The sequence below is a fragment of the Variovorax sp. 10N420 genome (assembly GCF_056394705.1).
This window is the reverse complement of sequence record NZ_JBFTIJ010000045.1, coordinates 1-700: the sequence shown is the minus strand read 5'-3', so window position 1 is coordinate 700 and position 700 is coordinate 1. Positions and strand designations below refer to the sequence as shown.

At 65.8% G+C, this 700-nt stretch carries 1 protein-coding gene; it reads left to right on the top strand.

Annotation, left to right across the window (positions count from 1 at the left end; genetic code table 11):
• The coding region (locus AC1DEK_RS30135) for an Ig-like domain-containing protein (protein ID WP_478128993.1) at window positions 1–700 on the top strand (700 nt) is incomplete at both ends.

The window sequence follows — 700 nt, the reverse complement described above, 5'->3', positions numbered from 1 at the left end:
CGACGAGGACGGCAACTGGAGCTTCACGCCTGATACGCCGCTGGGCGAAGGCAAGCACGAGTTCACGGTGGTCGAGCGTGATCAGGCGGGCAACGAAAGCAAGCCGTCGGATCCGCACGTGGTGATCGTGGACACAACCCCGCCGGGCCAGCCGGCCGTTGGCGAAGTGACTGACGACGTGGGCTTGGTTCAGGGTCCGGTGGGCAACGGCGAGAGCACGGACGACACGACACCGACACTGGTGGGCAAGGGTCAGCCGGGCGACACGATCGTCGTGATCGACAACGGCACGCCGGTTGGCGAGACGAAGGTCGACGAGGACGGCAACTGGAGCTTCACGCCTGATACGCCGCTGGGCGAAGGCAAGCACGAGTTCACGGTGGTCGAGCGTGATCAGGCGGGYAACGAAAGCAAGCCGTCGGATCCGCACGTGGTGATCGTGGACACAACCCCGCCGGGCCAGCCGGCCGTTGGCGAAGTGACTGACGACGTGGGCTTGGTTCAGGGTCCGGTGCGCAATGGCGAGAGCACGGACGACACGACACCGACGCTGGTGGGCAAGGGCGAGCCGGGCGACACGATCGTCGTGATCGACAACGGCACGCCCGTTGGCGAGACGAAGGTCGACGAAGACGGCAACTGGAGCTTCACGCCTGATACGCCGCTGGGCGAAGGCAAGCACGAGTTCACGGTGGTCGAG